This window comes from Plantactinospora sp. DSM 117369 (assembly GCF_053764795.1).
On sequence record NZ_CM132446.1, the window covers coordinates 5,220,351 to 5,235,277 of the forward strand.

13 protein-coding genes and 1 pseudogene are annotated in these 14,927 nt (G+C 72.7%); 7 read left to right on the plus strand and 7 right to left on the minus strand.

Annotation, left to right across the window (positions count from 1 at the left end; genetic code table 11):
- Positions 1–19: 19 nt before the first annotated feature.
- The 7 genes and pseudogenes from ACSMXO_RS22770 to egtA all read right to left on the minus strand — a co-directional run bounded on the left by ACSMXO_RS22770 (position 20) and on the right by egtA (position 7,465).
- Positions 20–1,498 (minus strand): polysaccharide biosynthesis tyrosine autokinase, encoded by a 1,479-nt coding sequence (locus tag ACSMXO_RS22770; RefSeq protein WP_346262309.1) that lies wholly within the window; start codon positions 1,496–1,498, stop codon positions 20–22.
- Between the two features lie 294 nt (positions 1,499–1,792).
- Positions 1,793–2,008 carry a hypothetical protein gene (locus tag ACSMXO_RS22775; RefSeq protein ID WP_346262308.1) on the minus strand — a complete coding sequence of 72 codons (216 nt, stop codon included), beginning with the start codon at positions 2,006–2,008 and terminating at the stop codon, positions 1,793–1,795.
- A gap of 98 nt (positions 2,009–2,106) precedes the next feature.
- The gene (locus ACSMXO_RS22780) at positions 2,107–2,694 is read right to left on the minus strand and encodes a TMEM165/GDT1 family protein (RefSeq protein WP_346262307.1); all 588 of its coding nucleotides are present in this window, start codon (positions 2,692–2,694) and stop codon (positions 2,107–2,109) included.
- A gap of 230 nt (positions 2,695–2,924) precedes the next feature.
- Positions 2,925–3,890 (minus strand): L-histidine N(alpha)-methyltransferase, encoded by a 966-nt coding sequence (gene egtD / locus ACSMXO_RS22785; protein ID WP_455413676.1) that lies wholly within the window; start codon positions 3,888–3,890, stop codon positions 2,925–2,927.
- Between the two features lie 236 nt (positions 3,891–4,126).
- Positions 4,127–4,861, minus strand: a pseudogene (gene egtC / locus ACSMXO_RS22790) (ergothioneine biosynthesis protein EgtC); the annotation flags it as partial.
- A gap of 43 nt (positions 4,862–4,904) precedes the next feature.
- Entirely contained in the window at positions 4,905–6,239 is a 1,335-nt protein-coding gene (gene egtB, locus ACSMXO_RS22795; RefSeq protein ID WP_455413677.1) for an ergothioneine biosynthesis protein EgtB, read from the minus strand.
- A complete protein-coding gene (egtA, locus tag ACSMXO_RS22800) occupies positions 6,236–7,465 on the minus strand; it encodes an ergothioneine biosynthesis glutamate--cysteine ligase EgtA (protein ID WP_455413678.1) in 1,230 nt (409 codons plus the stop codon). Before egtA ends, egtB begins: the two co-directional genes overlap by 4 nt.
- Positions 7,466–7,596: 131 nt before the next feature.
- Here egtA and ACSMXO_RS22805 point away from each other — a divergent pair, with 131 nt between their 5' ends.
- From ACSMXO_RS22805 to ACSMXO_RS22835, 7 genes are all read left to right on the plus strand, one after another.
- Entirely contained in the window at positions 7,597–8,019 is a 423-nt protein-coding gene (locus ACSMXO_RS22805) for an ArsR/SmtB family transcription factor (protein ID WP_455413679.1), read from the plus strand.
- Positions 8,016–8,909 (plus strand): SRPBCC family protein, encoded by an 894-nt coding sequence (locus ACSMXO_RS22810; protein ID WP_455413680.1) that lies wholly within the window; start codon positions 8,016–8,018, stop codon positions 8,907–8,909. The genes ACSMXO_RS22805 and ACSMXO_RS22810 overlap by 4 nt, the downstream gene beginning before the upstream one ends.
- A gap of 189 nt (positions 8,910–9,098) precedes the next feature.
- A complete protein-coding gene (locus tag ACSMXO_RS22815) occupies positions 9,099–10,451 on the plus strand; it encodes an ABC transporter substrate-binding protein (protein WP_346262301.1) in 1,353 nt (450 codons plus the stop codon).
- Positions 10,448–11,371, plus strand: coding sequence for a carbohydrate ABC transporter permease (locus tag ACSMXO_RS22820; protein ID WP_346262300.1), 924 nt, complete (start codon positions 10,448–10,450; stop codon positions 11,369–11,371). The genes ACSMXO_RS22815 and ACSMXO_RS22820 overlap by 4 nt, the downstream gene beginning before the upstream one ends.
- Entirely contained in the window at positions 11,368–12,189 is an 822-nt protein-coding gene (locus ACSMXO_RS22825; protein ID WP_346262299.1) for a carbohydrate ABC transporter permease, read from the plus strand. Before ACSMXO_RS22820 ends, ACSMXO_RS22825 begins: the two co-directional genes overlap by 4 nt.
- Positions 12,190–12,201: 12 nt before the next feature.
- The gene (locus ACSMXO_RS22830; RefSeq protein WP_455413681.1) at positions 12,202–13,293 is read left to right on the plus strand and encodes an ABC transporter ATP-binding protein; all 1,092 of its coding nucleotides are present in this window, start codon (positions 12,202–12,204) and stop codon (positions 13,291–13,293) included.
- Between the two features lie 137 nt (positions 13,294–13,430).
- Entirely contained in the window at positions 13,431–14,846 is a 1,416-nt protein-coding gene (locus ACSMXO_RS22835; RefSeq protein ID WP_455413682.1) for a protein kinase domain-containing protein, read from the plus strand.
- Positions 14,847–14,927 lie beyond the last annotated feature (81 nt).

The following is a 14,927-nucleotide window of genomic DNA, read 5'->3' on the forward strand; positions in this document are numbered from 1 at the left end:
GCGACCGGGCGAGCCCGCGTTATCGCGGTACCCGGTCGAGCTCCTCCGTGTTGTCCGCGGGCGCGGCGGCCACGACACCGTTCAGGGGGACGCGTACCGGGTCGGCGACGGGTGGCTCCTCGCCGCGCGTGGCGAGGACCGTCTCCACCGGCCCACCCTTCCGGTACGCCCGGTACTGCTCGACGTCGATCTTGTTCTCCTTCGACATGTTCAGCACGCAGCCGAGTACCCGGGCGGAGACCGCGTGCAGCGCCTGCGCGGCGGCGGCGGTCTGCGCGCTCGGGGTCTTGCCCTGCCGGGCCACCAGCAGCGCGCCGTCGGCCTGCACCGCCACCACCACGCCGTCGGTGAAGGCCAGCAGCGGCGGGGTGTCGATGATGACGATGTCGGTCAGCTCGCGCAGCGACAGCAGCAGGTCGGCCATGGCCTTCGAGCCGAGCAACTCGCTCGGGTTCGGCGGTACCGAACCGCCCGGCAGCACCAGCATGGACTTGTCGCCCCACGGTTGCAGCACGTCCTCGACCGCGACCTCGCCGATCAGCACGTCGGTCAGGCCGGCGCCCGAGCCGAGCCCGAGATAGCCCGCGACCCGGGGCCGGCGCAGGTCCGCGTCGACCAGCAGCACCTGCCAGCCCGCCTCGGCGAGCGTGATCGCCAGGTTGCAGGCGAGCGTGGACTTCCCCTCGGCCTGCACCGCACTGGTCACCGCGATGACCCGGGCCGGCTCCTGGGCGTCCACGAACCGCAGGTTGGTCCGGAGTTTCCGCATCGCCTCGGCCCGGGCCGTCTGGGCGGCGCCACCGACGATCAGCGGGCTCGACCGGGCCTGCCCGTCGTACGGGATACTGCCGAGCAGCGGTGCCGAGGTCGCCTCCTGGAGCGTCTCGCCGTCCCGGAAGGTGGTGTCGGTCAGTCCGCGCAACACGGAGAGCGCGGCGCCGAGTACCAGCCCGAACACTCCGGCCAGGACGAGGTTGCGGACCGGGCGGGGCGACACCGGCTCGGCGTTCACCCGGGGGCCGCCGACCACCTCGATCTTGATGGGCGGTTCCTTCGCGCCGGGCGGGGTCTCGATGCTGTGCACGAGTTTCACGAACTGCGCCGCCAGCGCCTCGGTGAGCCGGAGCGCCCGGGCCTGGTCGGTGTCGGTGACGGTCGCGGAGAGCAGGACGGTGTCCGCCTCGACCTGCGCGCTGACCCGGGAGCGCACCTCGTCCGCGGTGAGTCCCACGCGTTCCTCCGCCGCGACGGTCTGCGCCAACCGGTCGCTGCTGAGCAGGTCGACGTACGACTTGACTCGCTGTTGGAGGAAGAGGCTGCCCTGGTACGCGTCGGTCATGCCGTGCCCGGAGGAGGTGACGAAGAAGGTCACCGAGGAGGCGTACTGCGGGGTCGCCCGTACCGTGACGAACCCGGCGAGGCCCAGCGCGACCATCACGGTCGCGAGTACCACCCACCAGCGTTGGCGCAGCGCGCGCAGGTAAGTGTGCAGATCCATCAGCCCCGGCCTTCCGTCCCGGCACCAATCGGCGCCAAGACCTCTAGTGATCATAAAAAAGGCGACAGTATGAAAAGTTCCCACTTGTCGCTCGGCAGTTCCTACCGAATGTAGATGATTGGGCGCCGTCAGTAGTCACACTCGGCCCAATAAGGCCGATAAGTACCAGCGACGTCTTCAGCCAGCGAGGTGTTCAGGCAGCGCACCCGGAGCAGGGCGGACGGGAGCGGCGGCGGAGCGGGCAGACGAAACGGCGCCGGCCATTCGGCCGGCGCCGTCGATGATGCCCGGGACTCAACGCGACGGGGGCGGCTCCGCACCCTCGTCCGCCTCCTCCACCTGGTCCGAGTCGGCGAGCGCCTCCCGGAACTCACGCGACAGGTCCGAGCCGGGAACGGCGGCCTCCTCGGCCTCCTCCGCGACCACGTCCCGCTTGTGCGGCCGTTCCGGCTCGGGCAGCGCCACGTCACCGGCGAACCCGTACTCGTTCGGCTCATCGTGCCTGGTCATGCAGTGATCCTCCGTTCGGGCCACAGGTCGGCCGTACCGACCGCCGGCCATCAAAACGGCTACCCGCATCCCGGCCGTCCCACACCCGGCAGTGGTCGTCAGGTCAGTTGGTGCACGGCGTCCACCAGCAACCAGACCCCGCAGATCCCGAACAGCGCGCTGGCGCCGTACCGGATCGTCTTCTCCGGCAGGCGGCGGCCGAGGATCCGGCCGACGCCGATGGCCAGGGCGTCGGCCGCCACCATGCCGACGGTGGAGCCGAGCCAGGTGCCGAACCAGCCGTACTGGGTGGCCAGGGTGATCGTCGCCAGCATGGTCTTGTCGCCGAGTTCGGCCAGGAAGAAGGCGACCGAGACCGCGATGATCGCGGAGCGGCGGGTCCGTTCCGCCTTGCGCCGCTCCTCCTCGGTGAGCGAGTCGCCGCGCAGCGTCCAGATGCCGAAGCCGAGGAAGGCGAGCCCGGCGACCAGCGCGATCCAGCCGGTGGGTAGCGCGGCACCGAGGCCGACACCGAGGGCGACCGAGGCCAGGTGCACGACCGAGGTCGCCACGGTGATGCCGATGATCACCGGTAGTGCCTTGAACCGGGTGGCGAAGGTCAACGCCATCAACTGCGACTTGTCGCCCAGCTCGGCCACGAAGATGACGCCGAAGCTGATCGCCAAGGCGGTGTTGAAGTCCTGCATGTCACCCTTCCCGGTCGATGCCGGGCGGGGGCATGGGCGACCTCGACCCGGCATTGCTGCCTGAGTCGAAGGTCTCGCCCGCCCCACCGGGGTGAGGCCGCGTGGCCGGGTGTGCGACACGCGCGCACCAGTATGTCGACCACGACATTGGGAGCTACTCCCCTTCGCTGCCGACGACCCTACCCGAGCACGCCCGACGGCGGCGAGGCGCCCTTCGGCTGACCGGGACCTCAGGTGGCCTGGGCGAGGGTCACCGCGAAGAGGCCGTCGTCGTCGGTCCACCGGGCCTGCACGGTGAAGCCGCCGGCGGCCAGTTCCGCGTCGACGTCCTGCGGACGGAACTTCGCCGAGATCTCGGTCCGCAGTTCCTCCCCCTCGGCGAAGGCCAGGTCGAGGTCGAGCACCCGGACCCGCATCGGCCGCCGGGCGCGCAGCCGCATCTCGATCCAGCGCTCGTCCGGGTCCCAGAGCGCGACGTGCGCGAACCCGTCCACCTCGAAATCCGCGCCCAGCTCGCGGTTGAGCACCCGCAACACGTTGCGGTTGAACTCGGCGGTGACCCCGGCCGCGTCGTCGTACGCCGGCACCAGCACGCCGGGGTCCTTGACCAGGTCGGTGCCGAGCAGCAGCCAGTCACCCCGCTCCAGTGCCGAGCGCAGCGCGGCCAGGAATCCGGCCCGCTCCGCCGGCAGCAGGTTGCCGATGGTCCCGCCGAGGAAGGCCACCAGCCGCCGGCCGCCGGTGGGCAGCCGGTCCAGGTGCCGGGTGAAGTCGCCGACGATGCCGCGTACCCGCAGCCCTGGATAGGCGGCGGCGATCTCGGCGGTCGACTGCTCCAACGCGCTGACCGAGACGTCCAGTGGCACGAAGGTACCGAGGCTGCCCCGCGCGGTCAGCGCGTCGAGCAGCAGGCGGGTCTTCTCCGACGAACCCGACCCCAGCTCGATCATTGTCTTCGCGTCGGTGAGCCGGGCGATCTCCCCGGCCCGGGCCGCCAGGACGGCCCGCTCGGCCCGGGTCGGGTAGTACTCGGGCAGCCGGGTGATCTCCTCGAACAGCTCGCTGCCCCGGGCGTCGTAGAACCACTTCGGCGGCAGCCACCGGGGCGTGCCGGTGAGCCCGGTCCGGACGTCCTCCCGCAGCGCCCGCTCCAGGTCCCGTTCCTCCAGATATATCTCCAACGGATCAGCGGTCACCCGCACACTCCCCTCGGTCGACACCGCCGCACCGTGCGGCGGGTCCGGTTCCTCGCACCGGCCGCACCGGCCGCTCAGCCCGGACTCTGCTGTTGCTCGCGCCGGCACTCCGGTCGCGCACGCCCCGGTGGCGCGCTCGGCGCTGCGTCGCTCGGCGCTGCGTCGCTCGGTCGAATCGCGGCCGACGGATCCGGGACGCGCTGGTCGCCGGCTCCGCGCCGGTGGTCCGTCGGCCAGATCGGCGCGATGTCGAGGTGGCCGGCGGCGGCCACGACGAGATGGCCGTCGGGGACCGGCCGCCAGCCCGGTTCCTCGGCCAGCGGCTCGGAACTGACCAGCACCGACTCCCCGGTGGCCCGGACCGACAACGCGTGCCCACCGGCGTTCGCCACCACCAGCCGCCCGTCGGTGAGCATCAGGTTCAGCCGGGAGCCGGGAGCCGCGGCGGCCACCTCCCGGACGGTCTCCGCCACCGCCTCGGCCGGCCCGGCCCCGGCGCGCAGCCGGTGGCGTACCAGGGCCCAGAGCAGGGCCGCGTCGGTCGGGGCGTCCAGGGTCATCAGGTCCCGGGTCGGCAGCCGGCCGGCCAGCGCCGCGATCGAGTCCGGCCAGCCGTGGACCGCACCGTTCAGGCTGAACAGCCACGGTCCCTCGGCGAACGGGGCGGCGGCGGTCTCGACCACCGGCATGCCGACGGTGGCCGAGCGCACCGCCGCCAGTACCGCGCCGGCCGAGGTCGCCGCGGCCAGCACCGGGAGGGTGTCGTCGGCCCAGATCGGGGTGGCCCGCCGGTAGCGCACCGGCGGGCCGTCCAGGGGGTACCAGCCGACGCCGAAGCCGTCGGCGTTGACCGTGCCGCCGCCGCGCATGTCCAGGGGTGCCCAGGACTGCCGCGCCAACGAGTGCGGCGGGTCGAACAGCAGCGCGGCCAGCGGTAGCGCGGGGCCGAGATAGGCCAGGTGACGGCACATCAGCGGGCCCCGCTCCGCCGGCCGGGCAACCGGTCGGGACCGGTCACGCCGTCTCGTCCGGCCGGGCGTCCCGGGCGCACCGGAAGCCGCTGAAGATCTGCCGGCGGATCGGCAGGTCCCAGTTGCGGAACGTACCCCGACAGGCCACCGGGTCGGTGCCGAAGGAGCCGCCCCGGAGCACCCGGTAGGCGGAGCCGAAGAAGACCTCGGAGTATTCCCGATAGGGGAAGGCGGCGAACCCGGGATAGCCGAGGAACGGACTGGAGGTCCACTCCCAGACGTCCCCGATCAGCTGGTGGACGCCGAGCGGCGAGGCACCCGCCGGGTACGCCCCGACCGGTGCCGGCGCCAGGTGCCGCTGCCCCAGGTTGGCGTGCTCGGGCGTCGGGTCGTCGTCCCCCCACGGATAGCGGCGGGACCGGCCGCTGTCCGGGTCCCAGCGGGCCGCCTTCTCCCACTCGGCCTCGGTCGGCAGCCGCTTGCCGGCCCAGGCGGCGTACGCCTCGGCCTCGTGGAAGCCGACGTGTACCACCGGCTCGTCCGGGACCAGCGGGGCGAACCGGCCGAACCGGGTGTAGCCCCAGTCGGTGCCGTCCCGCCGCCAGTGCATCGGAGCGGTCAGTCCGGCCGACGACCGGTGCCGCCAGCCCGCCTCGCTCCACCACCGCTGGTCGGCGTAACCGCCGTCGGCGACGAAGGCGAGGTATTCCGCGTTGGTCACCGGCGCCGCGTCGATGACGTACGCCGGCAGTTCCACCGGGTGGCCGGGGCGCTCGTTGTCCAGCGCCCACGGGTCGGTGGAGGTGCCCATCGTGAACCGCCCGGCCGGAACCAGCACCTCACCGGCGACCGGTCCGGCCGAGGGCGGCGGCTCGGGTGCGGAGAGCACCGGCGGGCCGGTCCGGAGCTGGTGGGTGGCGAGCATGGTCTCGTCGTGCTGCTGCTCGTGCTGGGCGATCATGCCGAACGCGAACCCGTCGGCGACCAGCCGGCTGCCGTCGAACCGTACGCCGTCGAGCAGGTCGAAGACCTTGTCCCGGACGGTCGCGACGTAGCGTCGGGCCTCGGCCGGGCCGAGCAGCGGCAGGGCCGGCCGGTCCTTGCGGGGGTGCTTGAAGGCGTCGTAGAGGTCGTCGATGTCCTGCCGCACCGGATCGCGGCCGCCGACATCGCGGACCAGCCACAGTTCCTCCTGGTTGCCGACGTGGGCGAGGTCCCAGACCAGCGGGGACATGATCGGTGAGTGCTGCCGGACCAGGTCGTCGTCGTCGACCGCCTCGGTGAGCCGGACGCTGCGGTCCCGGGCCCGGGTGAGTTCGGTGGCGATCCGGTCGCGCAGCGGCCCGGTCGGCCGGTTGTCGGGTCGGACGTCGGTCATGTCGATCCCTCCCGCGCGGCGGCGAACCGCCGCGCCACGATCCGGGTGATCTCCTCGCAGGTCGCCGGCGACAGTCCGGTGCGGTGCAGCGACCGCAGCGCGAGGTCGAGCAGGGTAGCGGCCGCTTCGGCCAGCAGCGGGTCCCGCAGCCCGCGCCGGGCCGCCTCGGCCCACCGGCCGGCGACCGGTTCGCAGGCCGCCCGGGCGGCGTCCCGGGTGCGGTCGTCGTCGAGCAGCGCCGCGAGCACGCCGACCGGCGCGATCCACTCACCGTCGGGTTGCGCGTCGAGGTAGCGGATCTCCAGGTACCCCCGGGGGCGTACCGGCGGAAACAGGGTGCTGAGGTGGTAGTCCAGGTCGTCGGTGGTCGGCGGCCGGGGCAGCGCACCGGCCAGCCAGTCCCGGAAGGTGATCCCGGGCGGGACCGTCCAGTCCCCGCCGTCCCGGCGTACGCAGAGCAGCGGCGCGGCGAGCGCGTACCGGACCCAGGCGTCGACCGGGTCGGCCGAGCCCGGCGTCGGCGACCAGGCCGGACGGGTCCGGGCCGGGTCGATGAACTGCCAGGCGGCCATCCGGGCAGAGGCCCAGCCGGTGTCCCGGCCGGCGTGCCGACGGGCGGTGGCGAAGAGCGCGAGCAGGGGCGGTCCGAAGGCGTGTGCGGCGGCCCACCGGTCGGCGAACCGGTCGACGGTGCCGGCGTCCAGGCAGACCTGGAGCCCGGCGGTGCTGTACATCATGGTCCGGCCGGCCGCGCCGAGCCGGTCGAAGGCGCAGCGCATCGCGCGGTAGCGGGGGGTGTCGACCACCGGCGTCGGTGGCCGGTGCGGATCGATGCCGGTGTCGCCGCGGACGAGTCCTGCGGCGCCGAGCAGATCGGTGAGGTGGGCGAGGTCCGAGGTGGTGCTCTCGTGCAGCTCGCCGAGGAGGTGACGCGGGGCGGTGGAGAGTTCCACCTGGCCGCCGGGCTCCACGCTGACCGTGCCCGAGCGGGGCAACGGCTGGCCGGGACTGTCGGGATCGAGGGTGGTCGGGGCGTACGGGCCGAGTGCGGTGCGGAGCCGGGCCGGGTCCACCGGTCGGCTCGGAACGGCCGCGTCGTGCACGGTCCATTCCAGTTCCACGCCGCTGAGCGTGGGTGGCCCGGTCTTGAAGCAGATCTTGGCGACATATCCCTCGGCGTCCTCCATCGCCCGCAGGATCGTGCCGCTGTCCAGGTCGGATGGCATCAGTGCAGGTCCTCCCTCCTGGGAACCGACTCCCCTTACCCGCTTTTCCGATGCACACGCTCCGGACTACTGCCGAGCGCCGCGCATGCATAACTTGCTCGGCATATTACTGAGTTGGTATGTTCGGGGTCATGGCCACGCCGTTCGAAGTCCTCGCCGAGCCGGTCCGGCGACACATCCTGGACCTGCTCCGGGAGCGCCCGCGCTCGGTGGGCGAACTCACCGAGCAGTTGGGGCTGACCCAGCCGGGCACCTCGAAACACCTGCGGGTGCTGCGCGACGCCGGGCTGGTCCGGGTCCGCCCGGAGGCGCAACGCCGCTGGTATGAACTCTGCCCCGAACCGCTCGCCGAACTCGACGCCTGGCTCGCACCCTACCGATGGATGTGGTCCAGCCGGATCGATGCTCTTGAACGGCATCTGAACACCATGCCACCCGGGTCCGACAATTCCGCCGGGCCCGAGCACCCGCCGGTCGTCGAGCCGCCGCCACCGGCGCGTTCCGGCCCCGCCAAGAAGCGGCGGACCGATCCGAAATCCGAGGAGTTGTCGTGAACGAGAGCCTGGACACCGCGCACGGACGGCAGGTGCTGCGCATCGAGCGCCGGCTGGCCCATCCGGCGGAGAAGGTCTGGCCCGCCGTCACCGAGCCCGAGCACCTCCGCGAGTGGTTCCCCGCCGAGATACGACTGGACCCGCGCCCCGGCGGGCGGATCACCTTCAGCTTCGGGTCCGGTCCCGACGCGCCGCCGGAATCGATCGGCCGAGTCGACGCGTACGAACCGCCCCGGCTCTTCGCCTTCACCTGGGAGGACGAGCTCTTCCGGATCGAACTGCACCCGGACGGTCCGGGCTGCCTGCTGGTGTTCAGCCACGTCTTCGACGACCGGGCCGGCGCCGCGAGCTTCGCCTCCGGCTGGCAGATCTGCCTCGACGCGCTCGAATGTGTGCTGGACGGCCGGTCCGTCGACCAGTCGGCACGCCCGTCGGGGCGGCTGCACGAGTCGTACGTCGAGCGGTTCGGGCTGGCCGAGGGGGTCGCCGACACCACCGGGGACGGCTGGCGGGTGCGCTTCGAGCGGCAACTGACCCGGCCCGCCGAGGCGGTCTGGGCGGCACTGACCCGGTCCGCGCCCGACCGGCCGGCCACGCTCGGCGCGCCACCGCCGCCGGGCTTCACCACCGACGAGTTCCCGGCCGGCCCGGTCACCGCACTGCACCCCCCGACCCTGCTGGAGTACGCCTGGGAAGCGGCCGGAGCACCGGCCGGCCGGATCCGCTGGGAACTGGCCCAGGGCACCGGGCACGGCGCCCGGCTGGTACTCGAACAGACCGGGCCGGCCGACGCGCCGGGCGGCAAAGCGACCGCGCTGGCCGCCTGGCGCTGCCGGATCGAGCCGCTCGCCCGCCAGCTCGCCGAGGAGGCGGACCAGCTCGCCGGCTGACCCGACCGGGTCAGCCGGTGAGCCGGACTCGGCGCGGCGCCGGTTGGATAACGGGACGGAACGTAACGGCGTTCCCGGCTTGACACCAAGCTTGCGAATATGTGCACTTGTGACACTCCGCTCCAGCCGGCACCGGTGCCCGCTCAGCAGTCGGAACCGGACCGGCCACCACCGTCACGGGGAGGCACGATGGCACGACGCGCAGGCACGCCCCGCACAGACCTCCGGCTCGACCGGCGCCGGCTACTCGGGCTCGGCCTCGCCGCCGGGGCCGCTCCACTACTGAGCGCCTGCGGCGGCGCGTCGACCACGGGCTCGGACGAGGAGGGGTCGATCACCTTCCTCTCCACCCAGTTCACCCCGGTCGAGGAGCGGCAGCGGTTCGAGCAGATCCTCCGGGACCGGGTCAAAGGCGGCGCGGTCGCGTACAACACCGTCGAGCCGAACGTCTTCTCCTCGACCATCACCTCGCAGGTCGGTGCCGGGCGGGTCGAGGTCAGCCTCGCCGGCGGGCTGCACGGCGACTTCGCCCCGCACGCCGACAAGTTCGAGAACCTCGACGACCTGGCCGGCAAGCTGGCCGACCGGAAGTTCCCGACCGACCTCGCCCAGCTCGGCAAGCTGGCCGGCGGCGCCACCACCTACCTGCCCTGGATGCAGGCGTCGTACGTGCTCGCCGTCAACAAGCGGGCGTTGCAGTGGCTGCCCAGCGGTGCCGACGTGCAGAACCTGACGTACGACCAGTTGCTGACCTGGGTCGGCAACGCCCGGCGGGCCAACGGCAACAAGCCGGTCTTCGGCCTGCCCTGCGGCCCGAAGGGTCTCTACCACCGGTTCTTCCAGGGCTACCTGCTGCCGAGCTTCACCGGCGGCCAGATGACCACGTTCCGGGGCCCGGAGGCGGTGCGGGCCTGGCAGTACATGGTGGAGCTGTGGGCACAGACCGCGCCGGCGTCGACCAACTACGACAACATGCAGGAGCCGTTGCAGCGCGGCGAGGTGCTGATCGCCTGGGACCACGTCGCCCGGCTGGTCAACGCCCCGGCCGACAAGCCGGACGACTGGATCATGGCGCCCGCGCCGCGCGGTCCGAAGGGGCTCGGCTACATGCTGGTCGTCGCCGGCCTGGCGATTCCGAAGGGCGCCCCGGAGCCGGACCGGGCACGCCAGGTGATCGAGGCGTTGACCACTCCGGACGTGCAGTTGGAGGTGCTGCGCCGCAACGCCTTCTTCCCGGTGATCGAGGCCGCGCTCCCGACCGACCTGCCGCCTGCCGTGGCGCTGGAGGCCGAGGCGGTGCGCCGGCAGCAGGACGCCGAGGGCGCCGTGCTGGCCCTGCCCCCGGTGGGGTTGGGCGGCAAGGACGGCGAGGTGTCCCAGATCTTCAAGAACTGCTTCAAGGAGATCTGCCTGGACCGCCGGCCGGTGCAGCAGGTCCTCGACCGGCAGGCCCAGCAGCTCAACAGCATCCTGGACGAGGTGAAGGTGCCCTGCTGGCGCCCGGACCCGGTCGCGGCGGGGCAGACGTGCCGGGTGCAGTGACCACCGCGCCGGATCCGGCGCCCACCGAACGGTCCCCGGCGGCACCGGCCCGGCCGGGCCGTCGGCGACCCCGGCCCCGGGTGCCGACGGCGGCGCTGCTGGTCGCCCCCTCGGTGCTCTTCCTGGCCGCGCTCTTCCTCTGGCCGATCGTGGTCGGCGTCGGGCAGGCGTTCACCGGGACCGACGGGCCCACCCTGGCCCACCTGCGCCGGATGCTGGACGACCCCTACTTCTGGACGGCGACCCGGAACACCGCACTGCTGATCGTCGTACTGATCCCGTTGCAGTTCGCGTTCGCGCTGACCATGGCGCTGCTGCTGCGGGAGCGGCCGAGGCTGTCGTCGTTCTACTTCTACGTCTGGTGCGTACCGCTGGCGATCAGCGACCTGGCCGCCGGGCTGGTCTGGCTGTCGATCTTCGCCGACCGGGGCTACCTCAACTCGGTCCTGGCCCACCTCGGGCTCGGCGACGGCTACGCCTGGCTCTCCTACGACAACCAGACCACCATGTTCGTCGCGGTGCTGCTGGCCGAGCTGTGGCGGGCCACCTCACTGGTGCTGGTGATCGTGGTGGCCGGACTGCAGAACATCCCGCGCGACTACGACGAGGCGGCGGCTGTCTTCGGCGCGACCTACTGGCAGCGGCTGCGCCACGTCATCCTGCCGCAGTTGCGCCCGAGCCTCCAGGTGGCGCTGATCCTGCGGACCATCCTCGGGTTGCAGACCTTCGCGGTCGCCCAGGCACTCACCGGCCGGAGCTTCCCGCTGCTGGTCGGCGAGACCTACCAGTGGTACGTGACGTTGCAGAACGAGCGGGTCTCGGCGGCGATCGCCCTGGTGATCCTGCTGATGTCCCTCGGCACCGCGGTGGTCTACCTGCGGGTGCTGCGCGACCCGGCAGCCACCGGCGGTGGTCGGTGAGCCGGCTGAAGGCGGCCCGGCGCCGCACGATCGTGATCCACGTCGCCTGCGTGGCGGTCACCCTCTTCATGGGGCTGCCGATCTACCTGATCGCGCTGGCCGCGCTCTCCAGCCGGGAGTCGCTGAACCGGTTCCCGCTCTCCCTGCTCCCCACCGACGTCTCGACCGAGACGATGCGGGTCTTCCTGGACAGCACCGGGGTGGTCGGCGGGTTCCAGAACTCCGTCGAGGTGGGCCTGCTCAGTCTCGCCCTCTCGCTGGCCCTCGGGGTGCCGGCCGGCTACGCCGTGGCCCGGTACGCCTTCCGGGGGCGGGAGCCGTACCAGCTCTTCCTGCTGCTCACCCGGGCGCTGCCGATCGTGGTGCTCTCGGTGCCGCTGGCCCGGGTCTTCCTGGCCACCGGGCTCTACGACACCACGTACGCGGTCGCGCTGCTGCACACCGCGCTGGCGCTGCCGACCACCGTCCTGATCACGTCGGCGATCTTCGTGGCGGTACCGGTCGAGCACGAGGAGGCGGCGATGGTCTTCGGGGCCAGCGCGCCGCGGGCGTTCGCCCGGGTGGTACTGCCGCAGGCGCTGCCCGGGATCGCCGCCGCCGCCATCTTCACCTTCGTCACCTCCTGGAACGAGGTGCTCGGCGCGGCCGTGCTCACCCTCAACCGGCGTACCCTGCCGGCCCAGGTGCTCTCCACGCTGGCCGACTCGCCGCTGGCGTTCCGGTTCGCCGGGGGCTTCGCGCTGGTCGTACCCGCCCTGGTCTTCATCGCGTTCATGCGCCGCTACCTGTTGAACATGTGGGGAACCACGATCCGCTGAAAGGGACGAGCGTTGGCCGAGATCGTGTTGCGGAACCTGGTGAAGACCTATCCGGGGACCCGCTCCCCCGCCACCGACGACATCAGTCTGGAGGTACGCGACGGCGAGTTCCTGGTGCTCGTCGGGCCGAGCGGCTGTGGCAAGACCACCCTGCTGCGGATGATCGCCGGGCTGGAGACCCCGGACGCCGGCAGCGTACACATCGGCGGCCGGGACGTGACCGACCTGCCGGCCCGGCAGCGCGGCCTGTCGATGGTCTTCCAGTCGTACGCCATCTGGCCGCACATGCGGGTACGCCAGAACATCGCGTTCGGGCTGGCCATGCGGAAGACGCCGAGGGCGGAGATCGACCGCCGGGTGGGCGAGGCTGCCGAACTGCTGCACCTGACCGAATACCTGGACCGCTATCCGGCGCAGCTCTCCGGCGGGCAGCGGCAGCGGGTCGCGGTGGCTCGGGCGATCGTGACCGACGCCGACGTGCTGCTGATGGACGAGCCACTGTCCAACCTGGACGCACTGCTCCGGATGGAGTTCCGCACCGAGCTGAAGCGGATCGTCGGCAAGCTCGGCACCACCACGGTCTACGTCACGCACGACCAGGCCGAGGCGCTCTCCCTGGGTGACCGGATCGCGGTGCTGCGCGAGGGGCGGGTCGCGCAGGTCGGCCCGCCGCTTGCGGTCTACGACAGCCCGGCCGACGAGTTCGTCGGCGGTTTCCTCGGCGCCCCGCCGATGAACTTCCTCCCGGCCCGGGTCGACCGGGCCGACGGCCGGCCCCGGCTGCGGATCGGCGACCAGTCCACGGCCGCCCCCACGGTGCTGGGCGACTATCCGGGCGACGAGGTGACGGTGGGCGTCCGGGCCGAGAACATCGAGGTCTTCGACGCCGACGGGCCGGGCCGGCTGGCGGCCCGGGTGGAGGTGGTCGAGCCGACCGGGGCGGCCATCCTGCTCACCGTGGACCTGGCCGGCCGGCAGCTCAAGGTGCAGGCGCCGCCGACGTTCCGGATCGGCCCCGGCAGCCCGGTCTGGCTCGCCGTCGACCCGGACCGGGTGCGCTGCTACCACCCCGCCGACTCGACCGCGATCGCCGTCTCCGGCTGATCCGGCGACCGGTCCGGCGGGGTGCCGGACCGGTCGCGGTGGCCTCCGGGTACGGTGATCGACGGCACCACCAGCCGACGCGGCACAGTCGCCGCCGCGATTGCGTACCCGGCCACACGGCTGGGTACGGTGTGCACGTGCTGGAATCGGGAGTCCTGCTGGGCGGTCGTTACCGCCTTGACGAGCGTGTCGCCACCGGCGGGATGGGCGACGTGTGGCGCGGTACCGACGTGGTGCTCGGGCGCCGGGTCGCGGTCAAGGTGCTTCTCCCCTCGCTGCTGTCCGACCCCGACTTCATCGCCCGGTTCCGCGCCGAGGCCCGGATGCTGGCCACCCTGCACCACCCGGGCATCGTGCAGGTCTTCGACTACGGCGAGGACGAGCTGCCCTCCGGCCGGACCGACTACCTGGTCATGGAGTACGTCGACGGCGAGCCACTGTCGGCCCGGATCCGGGACACCGGACGGCTGAGCGTGGTCGACGCGATGCGCGTGGTGGCCCAGGTCGCCCAGGCACTGCACGCCGCCCACCAGGGCGGGATCGTGCACCGCGACGTGAAGCCGAGCAACCTGCTGGTGCAGGCCGACGGCGCCGTCCGGCTGCTCGACTTCGGGGTCGCCCGCTCGGTGAACATCACCAGCATCACCAGCTCGAACGCGGTGCCCGGGACGGCGCTCTACATGGCGCCGGAGCAGGCCGCCGGCAAGCCCGTCTCGGCCGCCACCGACATCTACGCGCTCGGCGCGGTGGCGTACCAGTGCGTGGCCGGGCAGCCACCGTTCACCGGGGAGAACCCGTTGCAGGTCGCGGTGAAGCATCTGCACGAGGATCCGGATCCGCTCCCCGCCGACGTGCCCGGGCCGGTGGCCGAACTGATCGGGCGGGCCCTGGCCAAGGACCCGGCCGACCGGTACCCGGACGCGGCGGCGCTGGCGACGGCGGCCCGGGCCGCCGCGAACCACCCGGAGGTGCTGGCGGCGGACGCGGTGGGCGGGGTCGACGGTGGCGGCATCGCCCCGGCGGAGCCGACCGCGGTGACCGGTCTCGGCGTTCGCGCGGGCGCGGCGGGTGGCAGCGGCAAGGCGGGCACGGCGAGCGGGCCGAGCACGCTGACCGACAATCCGGTGGTCGGCCCGGACGGCCGGGACCGGGAACCCGGAGTCCGCGTCCTCACCCTGGCCGGGATCGCCGCCGTGATCGGGCTGGGCGCGGCGGTGGTCACCGCCGTGATCGCCTTCCGGTTGTCCGACGACGCCCCGGCGACGAACGCACCGCCGTCCCCGACGCCCAGCAGCACCGCGACGGTCGAGGCCCACACTCCGGAACAGCCGTCGCCGACGCTGCCGAGCGGGCAGGATGCGAACTCCCCCCGGCCTCGGGACAGTCCCCGGCCGCGTCCCACCGCCTCGCCGACGCCGAGCCCGACCCCGGACAGCGAGCCGAGCGACGACCCGACCGAGCCGCCGCCGACCAATCCGCCGGCGAGCAACCCGCCGACCGGCCCTGAGGACCCGCCGGGCAGCGGCGGGCCGGTCGAGCCGGGGGACGGCTGAGCCGAACCGTGCCACACTGTTGGTAGCCTCTCCGCTACCAACAGTGTGTGTAGCGTCGCGCTGCCAGCACGACGATGGGAA

What these genes read in the sequence shown, in the direction of transcription:
- ACSMXO_RS22770 (WP_346262309.1), bottom strand. Translation starts at nt 1,498, where the DNA reads ATGGATCTGCACACTTACCTGCGCGCGCTGCGCCAACGCTGGTGGGTG.
- ACSMXO_RS22775 (WP_346262308.1), bottom strand. Translation starts at nt 2,008, where the DNA reads ATGACCAGGCACGATGAGCCGAACGAGTACGGGTTCGCCGGTGACGTG.
- ACSMXO_RS22780 (WP_346262307.1), bottom strand. Translation starts at nt 2,694, where the DNA reads ATGCAGGACTTCAACACCGCCTTGGCGATCAGCTTCGGCGTCATCTTC.
- egtB (WP_455413677.1), bottom strand. Translation starts at nt 6,239, where the DNA reads ATGACCGACGTCCGACCCGACAACCGGCCGACCGGGCCGCTGCGCGAC.
- egtA (WP_455413678.1), bottom strand. Translation starts at nt 7,465, where the DNA reads ATGCCATCCGACCTGGACAGCGGCACGATCCTGCGGGCGATGGAGGAC.
- ACSMXO_RS22805 (WP_455413679.1), top strand. Translation starts at nt 7,597, where the DNA reads ATGGCCACGCCGTTCGAAGTCCTCGCCGAGCCGGTCCGGCGACACATC.
- ACSMXO_RS22815 (WP_346262301.1), top strand. Translation starts at nt 9,099, where the DNA reads ATGGCACGACGCGCAGGCACGCCCCGCACAGACCTCCGGCTCGACCGG.